5 protein-coding genes are annotated in these 8249 nt (G+C 57.2%); 2 read left to right on the top strand and 3 right to left on the bottom strand.

The window, feature by feature from the left end; translation table 11 throughout:
- Positions 1–78 precede the first annotated feature (78 nt).
- Positions 79–1245, top strand: coding sequence for a septal ring lytic transglycosylase RlpA family protein (locus NW834_RS06615; protein ID WP_414419170.1), 1167 nt, complete (start codon positions 79–81; stop codon positions 1243–1245).
- Here NW834_RS06615 and NW834_RS06620 read toward each other — a convergent pair whose 3' ends face one another.
- The 3 genes from NW834_RS06620 to NW834_RS06630 all read right to left on the bottom strand — a co-directional run bounded on the left by NW834_RS06620 (position 1246) and on the right by NW834_RS06630 (position 6478).
- Positions 1246–2256, bottom strand: coding sequence for a response regulator (locus NW834_RS06620; RefSeq protein WP_414350654.1), 1011 nt, complete (start codon positions 2254–2256; stop codon positions 1246–1248). It abuts the gene before it with no gap.
- Positions 2253–5180 carry a PAS domain S-box protein gene (locus NW834_RS06625; protein WP_414419171.1) on the bottom strand — a complete coding sequence of 976 codons (2928 nt, stop codon included), beginning with the start codon at positions 5178–5180 and terminating at the stop codon, positions 2253–2255. The genes NW834_RS06620 and NW834_RS06625 overlap by 4 nt, the downstream gene beginning before the upstream one ends.
- 299 nt (positions 5181–5479) lie before the next feature.
- The gene (locus tag NW834_RS06630) at positions 5480–6478 is read right to left on the bottom strand and encodes a ribose-phosphate pyrophosphokinase (RefSeq protein ID WP_011433256.1); all 999 of its coding nucleotides are present in this window, start codon (positions 6476–6478) and stop codon (positions 5480–5482) included.
- 119 nt (positions 6479–6597) lie between these two features.
- Between NW834_RS06630 and NW834_RS06635 the strand changes: the two genes are divergently transcribed.
- A complete protein-coding gene (locus tag NW834_RS06635) occupies positions 6598–8130 on the top strand; it encodes an ABC transporter ATP-binding protein (RefSeq protein WP_414419172.1) in 1533 nt (510 codons plus the stop codon).
- Positions 8131–8249 lie beyond the last annotated feature (119 nt).

Genomic DNA, 8249 nt, shown 5'->3' on the forward strand with positions numbered 1-8249 from the left:
CAGAAACCTATGGTACATTAACTTCTGTTTTAACCGTCGCCTTGGAAGTTGTACAGGATTGGAGAGGAGCGCGGCCTCATGCGAAATTGGAAACAGCTTGGACAGGGACTGGATCCCGCCCGCAAAATGGGCTTGGTCAGTTGTCTCTGTGTCACGGCCTTGGGCTTGCCGGCAGGCATGTTGGGCAGCTTCGCCCCGCGAGCACAAGCCTCAACGCGAACCGGATCCCTGAGCACCCGAGCAGCGGAGCTGTCACCTGCATCCAAATTGCCCCCCCCGGCCACCCCTTCCCAACCCCTCCCTGCTGCCGCAGCCCCAGTCAGAACGCTGCCGAGAATTCCCCAAACCTCTATCTCCGACCACAAAGGTCTTGCCCCTGCCAAACTGGGTACCCTGAACTTGGATCATCCCTTGAACCGATCTCGCCAGGCGATCCTGCCCCGTCGAGCAGAAGAACCCATTCTCAAGATCGGCGAACAACAGCAGCACACCAGCCAGCCCATCTCCACCCTCTACGACTATCAGATGGATGGCCGACAGGTGGTCACTGTCTATGTGCGGGATCTGCCCATTGTCAGCTTTGTCGAGCACCCTGGGCTGGAGCCACCGCTCATGCGGGCCAGCGCCCTTGTGGCCCAGCTCAACCAAATGGCCCAGGGATCCCTGAAAGACACCACCATCACCCTAGGTTGGGCAGGTTTGGAATTGGCCGAACAAGGCTTGGGTGTTCCTCTCTACACCATTCAGGTCAACAACAAGGAATTGCTGCGCATCGACGATGGAGTGCTGTTGATCGACAACCAGCGCCCGGTGGATGTGGCTGTTTTGGCTGCCAATCGTCTGCGCCGTCTGCTGCTCGATGCCCCGCCCATTTCAGCTCCGGCCCTGCCCCAGCCGGCTGCTCTGACCGCCAAAGCCGCTGTTGCAGGTTCCAAGCCGAAAACAGCCCCTCAACAGGAGCCCGCCCCTGTCCGCGTGGTTGGGCCTGTGCAAGAGGGCATTGCTTCTTGGTATGACCTGCACCCAACCCGCCATGAGATGACGGCTGCCCACCCCACCCTGCCCTTTGGCACCGAGGTACGGGTGACCAACCTGAAAAACGGACGCCAGGCTGTCGTGCGCATCAACGATCGCGGCCCTTTTATCCCCGGTCGGGTCATCGACCTCTCCCTGCGGGCGGCAGAGGTGTTGGGGATGGTGCGCTCGGGGCTGGCACCTGTGCGGGTGGAAGTGCTGCAACGCTAGCTAGGGCACGGGTGAAAAGCGCTTGGAATCGGGGGAATAGCGCCAAGAAATGCCCTCGGGATCCCGGCTGCGGCTCCACTCCGGAAACCCGGTTTTGAATTTCCAATAGGTAATGGCGGAAACCACCACCCCCAAACGTTCCGCCAACTGAGTCTGGTTGAGGGGGCGCAGCGGTGCCCGTGGCGCCGTAACGGCGGTGGGGCTGGGTGTGGGGGCAGAGCCTGCCGACTCTTGGGGGGCCGTGGCTGCAGGGGTGGGCGCTTCCTCCTCCAACCGGTGACTACGGCTGGGCTCCTGGGGACGCAGCAGGCTGAACTGGCTCAACAGGCCAACATTTTCCAGGTTTAAAAGATTTTCCAGGTTAGAGGTTTGGTGGATCAGCTCCAGCTCACGGCGAAACTCATCCTCCAGCACCTGCAGATAGTGCTCCCGCTTCTGCTCCGACTCGGCATCTTTGAGCAGCCCCAAGGCAAAGCTGAGGTTCGAGAGGGGCTCGCTCAGATCCTGCAAGAATTTCTTGAACAGAGTGCCCTTCACGTCCGTGAACTGCTGCAACTGCTGCAGTTTTTGCCGCAGCTCCTCGATTCTTTTCTCTTCCAGCTTGCGGTTCTCAAGGCTCTGGCGGTGGTTGTGCAGGGCAATTTCAATGGTGGTGTAGAGTTCCCGCTCTTTGAAAGGCTTGATGATGTAGCCGAAGGGCCGGGTCTCCTTGACGCGGGAGAGGGTGTCTTCGTCGGCGTAGGCCGTCAGATGCACCACCGGAATGTTGAAGCGCTCGGTGATCCGCTTGGCGGCTTCTATGCCATCGATATCGCCTTTTAGGACGATATCCATCAAGACCAAGTCCACCGGCATCTCTTCCAGCCTTCGGATCGCTTCTTCCCCGGAAGAAGCAATGGCGGGCACAGCGTAGCCAAATTTTTTCAGAACGTTGGCAATGTCCTTGGCGATGATCTTCTCGTCTTCGACGACCAGGATACTGCCTTTGACAAGGGGTGGAACTCTCTTCAAGGCTCGCTCCTCGGAAAGGTAATGATGAAGGTGGTACCCGGTTTGCTCCTCAATTGTATCTTGCCCTGTAGCTGATCGGTGAGGGTTGCAACCAGTTGTAAACCCAGAGATTGAGTTTCCTTGAAGTCAAAGTTCGGGGGCAAGCCAACGCCATTGTCGGAGACTCGCAACTGAGTATATTTGCGGGTTTGGCTGAAATGAATCTCTATCTCCCCGCTGCGGCCCTTCGGGAAGGCATACTTGAGGCTGTTGGTCACCAACTCGTTGATGATCAGGCCACACAAGACCGCATCGTCCAGGTTGAGGCGGATCCCTTCGGCGCGGATGTTGGCGCGAATGCTCTCGGGGTTTACCCCGTAAGAGTGAAAGAGGTTGGAGATCAAATTGTGCAAGTACTGCTTGAGATCCACAGCGGCCAGATTGTTGGATTGGTACAAACCTTCGTGGATCAAAGACATGGCTTGAATACGGCTGCCGGCATCCTTAAAAACGCGGGCGTACTTGCGGCTTTTGATTTGGTCAGCTTGGAGCCGCAGCAGGCTGGAGATGATTTGCAGGTTGTTTTTGACGCGGTGGTGAATCTCCCGCAGCAGGACTTCTTTTTCCTGAAGGGCAGCTTGGATCTGCAGCTTTGCCCGTTTTTCTTCGGTAATGTCTTCGCAAATGCCGATGATGAAGAGGTTTTTGCCCTCGGGATCCCGGACTGCAGAGACTGCCAGGCGGCACCAAACCACCTTTCCGCTGCGGTGGATGTAGCGTTTTTCCAGGTGGTAGCGATCCCGTTGGCCGTTCAAAACCTCCTGGAAGAGTTGCCAATCTTCCTGAATGTCCTCGGGATGGGTGAGGTCGCAGAAGCTCATGTGGGTCAGTTCGGCAGCGCTATAGCCCAAGATCTCTTCCAGAGCGGGGTTCACTTTTAGGTAATGGCCCCGATGATCGACGATGGAAATGCCCAGGGCTGACTGCTGGAAGATGCCCCGTAAACTCAGCTCACTTTGGCGAAGGGCTGCCTCGGCTTGCTTGCGCTCGGTAATGTCCAAAATCTGGCTTAGAAAGTAGCTGGGATCCCCTTGGGCCGTGCGCACCAGGGTGATGCGAAGAATGGCATAGACTATTTGGCCGTTCTTGTGGATGTAGCGTTGTTCCTGTTCGCACTGATGCACCTGGCCGGCCAGCAGGCGGTTGCTGTTTTCCAGAGTGGTGGCGATGTCGTCGGGATGGGTGATGTCGAGGACGGTTTTCCCTTTGAGATCCTCCAGGGTGTAGCCCAGGGTTTCGGTAAAAGCGGCGTTGATTTGCAAATAGGTGCCATCCACGTGGGTCATGGCCTTGGCAATGGGGGCCCATTCAAAGGATTGGCGGAAGCGTTCTTCACTTTCTTTGAGGGCAATTTCTGCCTCCACGCGGGCGCTGATGTCGATCACCTGGTTGAGAAACTGGGTGGGCTGTCCTTCCTCGTCGGTGAGCAGGGTGGCCTGAAACAGCACATGAACAACCTGGCCGGAACGGTGGGTGTAGCGAATCTGGCGCTGGCTGACAGAGACCTTCCCTGCCAGCAAAGCCTCATTGGCCCCCAGCAGTGGGTTGACATCTTCGGGGTGGAGAATGTCCAGTTGTTGCCGATGTTTCAATTCTTCGGGGGTGTAGCCGACAATCTGGGCAAAGGCATCGTTGACCTGGATAAATCGCCCCTGCAAGTCCACAAGGGCAATTCCATTGGGGGCCAGCTCAAAAATCTGCCGAAAATGGTTGGCGCTTTGTTGCCAGGCTTGCTCTATCCGACGCCGTTCGGCTTCCAGTTGCTTGGACTCAGTGATGTCTTCGACGATCCCTGCCACCCGATAGATTTTGCCCTCTTTGTCGGCGATGGGAAAAGTGCGTTCCCGCAGCCAAATCAGGCGGCCATCAGTGTGATAAATGCGGAAGACAACATCGGTGGATTTGCCCTCCGATTGGGCTTTGAGGATGGTGGGGAACAACCAGCGGTCGTCGGGGTGGATCTGGCGCATCCAGGCTTGGGGGTTGGCGTAGGCCTCTTCGGCGGAGCGGCCCCAAATGGCTTCACAGGCTGGGCTGACGTAGATCAGCTCTTTGCTGTAGACCGTTGTAATCCAAAACAGTTGCTGCGTATTCTCTGCCAGTTGCAGAAAACGATGCTCGCTCTCTCGGCGGGCTTCTTCCAATTGTTGTTGTCGTTCTTTAAGTTGACGGGATGCTGTGATGTCAGTAACAAATCCTTCAAAATAGAGGGGATCCCCTTGGTCGTTGTAGATGGTACGGGCATTTAAAGAAATCCAAATTAGCCTGCCATCTTTGCAGCAGACTTGGTGTTCAAAATTCACAACTTGACCTTCTCTCAGCATGCGCTGGATGAATTCGGCTCGTTGCTCCGGATCGCTATAGATTTGGGTGCCAATATCGGAGACGTTGTGCATCAAATCCTCAGGGGATTCGTAGCCGAAAATATGGGCCAAGGCCGGGTTGGCAACCAGATATTTGCCCTCTAGGGTGGTTTGAAAAATGCCTTCGACGGCGTTCTCGAAGATCTGCTGGTAGCGGGCAGCAGTGCTGCGGCTGTCCTGCAGTTGGGATTGGAGCTGCTCGAGGGTTTGCCGATGCTCCTGGGCTTGGAGAAGAATGTGCTTCAGGCTGAGGGCAACGAGGTCAATCTGTTCCCGTTCAAAGGAACTCAGTTGGCGAGGATGGCAGTCAAGCAGGTGCAGATCGGCCAACCGGATCCCCTGCTCAGTCTGCAAGAGGAAGGATTCATGAAAAGGCCATTGCTCAGCCCCAGGACTGGCATTGAGGTTGAAGGGTTCGCCGGCTGGGATCCCTTGCGGATCCCGGTAGAGGATCCCTTTTGAAGGCGAGTGGGGATCGGATCCCGGCTGGGCCAGTTCTAGATAGACCAAAGGTACTTTCAACAGTTGACCCAGTAATTGCAACAGCGGGTACAGCGCTGTACCCAGTTCGGTTTGAAGGGACTGCCCTTCCCTGGGAGCAGTCCGCGGGAAAGCAAAACCGTGCACAACGGATCTTGGCGAGCGAGAAATGGGAGGTGACATGGGAAAACCTGGCCGACGAGCTGGCTCAACCCAGTCCATCACGACAGATCGGGGGTGCCTGGTTGGGCTGATCTCCACAGGGAAAAGGAGCAGGCGCGCCCATTCTGCACCCACTCTACTCTAGCGATACTCTGGAGAAACTTACTTTGAAACTTACTTTAGTGAAACATGCTGCTGACGGAGCTATCTTCATGGATGCGCCAGATCGCTTCCCCCAGCACATTGGCTACCGAGAGAACGGTTAACTCGGGAAAGTGCTGCTCTGGAGGGATAGGGATGGTGTTGGTGACGATCACCTCTTCAAATAGACCACCCCGCAGGCGTTGAATGGCCGGCTCAGAAAAAACAGGATGAATGGCGCAGGCATAAACCGCTTTGGCTCCCAGCTTGCGCAGCAATTTTGCCCCTTCCGAGATGGTGCCTGCGGTATCGATCATGTCATCCACAAGGATGGCAGTTTTCCCCCGCACATCCCCAATGAGATTCATGACTTCCACATCGTTGTGGGCTTGACGGCGCTTGTCGATGATTGCCAGAGGGGCTTCCTTGAGCTTTTTGGCAAAGGCACGGGCACGGGCCACACCCCCCACATCGGGAGAGACGACCACAATGTCTTCGTCGAGCAAGCCCTTTTCCTTGAGGTAAGCCTGTAATACCGGCTGGGCGTAGACATGGTCGAGGGGAATGTCGAAGTAGCCTTGAATCTGAGCCGAGTGCAGATCCATGGCCAGCACGCGATGGGCCCCTGCCTGGGTGATCATGTTGGCCACCAGCTTGGCAGTGATCGCTTCTCGTCCTGCCGTTTTGCGGTCGGCACGAGCGTAGCCGTAGTAAGGCAAGACGGCGGTGATCTGCCGGGCAGAGGCACGGCGACAGGCGTCAATAATGACCAGCAGTTCCATTAGGTGGTCGTTGACGGGGCGGCAGGTGGGCTGCACCAAGTAGACATCGGCACCCCGGATCGACTCCTGAATTTGGATGTACAGCTCGCCATCGGCAAAGCGCTTGCGCAACATCGGGCCCAGATCCATGCCCAAGTAACGCGCCACCTCTTGAGCCAGAGCCGGGTTAGCGCTGCCTGAGAAGATTTTGAGGCGGTTGCTATCCGAGATGGGTGGCAGGGGGGAAGGGCGGAGAAGAGGGGCAGGGCGAACCACAGATCGATGCTGAACTCGTCCGCAGCCAACGCCTAACGGCGAGCTGTCGCTATCGTAGCACCAGCACTTGCAACCTCAGCAACTGTATTCTTGGGGATTTTCTGGGGAGGCAGGTTACTATGAGCAGAATGAAGGTCGAGCTGCTGCACATCCACAAGCGTTTTGGGGCGGTACAGGCGAACCGCGATGTGTCCTTGCGGGTGGAGGCGGGCACAATCCACGGCCTGCTTGGGGAGAATGGGGCCGGCAAAAGTACCTTAGTTAAGATCCTGAGCGGCTTTCTGCGCTGCGATCAGGGGGAGATTTGGATTGATGGGCAACCGGTTCGCATCGACAGCCCTGCAGCAGCCATTCGCCTGGGCATTGGCATGTTGCACCAGGATCCCTTGGATTTTCCTTCTCTGACGGTGCTGGAAAACTTTATTGCCGGGCAGCGGGGGCGCTTGGGCTTGGGGCTGCGGGAAAGCCGAAGACGTCTCGAGAAAGCCTGTGAAGAGTTTGGTTTTAATCTCAACCCCGATGGAGCCATCGGCAGTTTGACGGTGGGGGAACGGCAACAACTGGAAATGCTGCGGTTGCTTTCCCTGGGGATCAACACCTTGATTTTGGATGAGCCAACGACGGGCATTTCTGCAGCGCAAAAAGATCTTCTGTTCGCGGCTCTGAGAAGGTTGGCGGAGCAGGGCAAATCGGTGATCTTCGTCTCCCACAAGCTGGCCGATGTGGAGTGCCTTTGCGATCGGGTGACGGTGATGCGGCAGGGGGAGGTGGTGGGGGAGCTGCCTGTTAGAGGTGAGGACATTGCCCTGTTGGAACAGCAGTTGATCGATTGGATGTTCGGGCGGGAGTTGGCACCCCCGGCTCGGCCCCATTCTCCGCAAAGGAGGGCGGATCCCCTGTTGGAGTTGCGCTCCCTGGTGGTGCGGCATGAGCCGTTTGCCTTGGCTTTGCCAGATCTGGCGGTGCAGCCGGGGGAAGTGATTGGGTTGGCCGGTTTGGAAGGCAGTGGGCAACGCTCTTTCCTGCTCACCTGTGCAGGGTTGTTGCCGCCCAGGCGTGGCCGGATTCTGTTGGGGGGGCAGGAGATGACAGGCCGTCCTTACGGCGACTATCTGCGCTGTGGGGTGGGGTTTTCTCCGGCGGATCGGCTGCGGGAAGGGCTGATCCCCGGCTTAACCTTGCAGGAGCATTTTGCCCTCCAGCAGCAGGATCCCTGGATCAACTGGGCTCTGGCCCGTCAACAGGCCCAAGCGGCCATTGAACATTTCAGCATTCGCGGTCACCCCTACAGCCGGGTGGAGCAACTCTCGGGGGGCAACCAACAGCGCAGTCAGTTGGCTCTCTTGCCCACACCCCTGAGTCTTTTGCTGATGGAGCACCCAACGCGAGGGTTGGACATTGAGTCGGCGCTGTGGGTCTGGGGGCAATTGCTGGAACGCACCCAAGCGGGTACGGCTATTCTTTTTGCCTCGGCGGATTTGGACGAGATCCTGCAGTACAGCGACCGAGTGATGGTGTTCAGCGGCGGACAGGTCTCGGAGCCCATTCCGGCGGCGGAGCTCACCGTTTCACGGCTGGGGCAGATGATGACACTTCCCGTCTTGCGCAGCACTCACAGCAGCGAGATCCCAGGGATCCCGACTGAGGTTTAGAGGGCTGGTCGCATCAGCAGGAACTGACACTCTGCCGGAGCAAGAGCATGACTCTAGTCAATAATAAGCTCAACTATACTGAAAATAATGTATAATATGTTCAGTACGGATTACTACCA

It is taken from the genome of Synechococcus sp. R60.1 (genome assembly GCF_047461835.1).
Classification (GTDB): domain Bacteria; phylum Cyanobacteriota; class Cyanobacteriia; order Thermostichales; family Thermostichaceae; genus Thermostichus.

Bases quoted from the DNA above. Each gene is read 5' to 3' on its own strand.
- NW834_RS06615 (WP_414419170.1), top strand. From the start codon at position 79: ATGCGAAATTGGAAACAGCTTGGACAGGGACTGGATCCCGCCCGCAAA.
- NW834_RS06635 (WP_414419172.1), top strand. From the start codon at position 6,598: ATGAGCAGAATGAAGGTCGAGCTGCTGCACATCCACAAGCGTTTTGGG.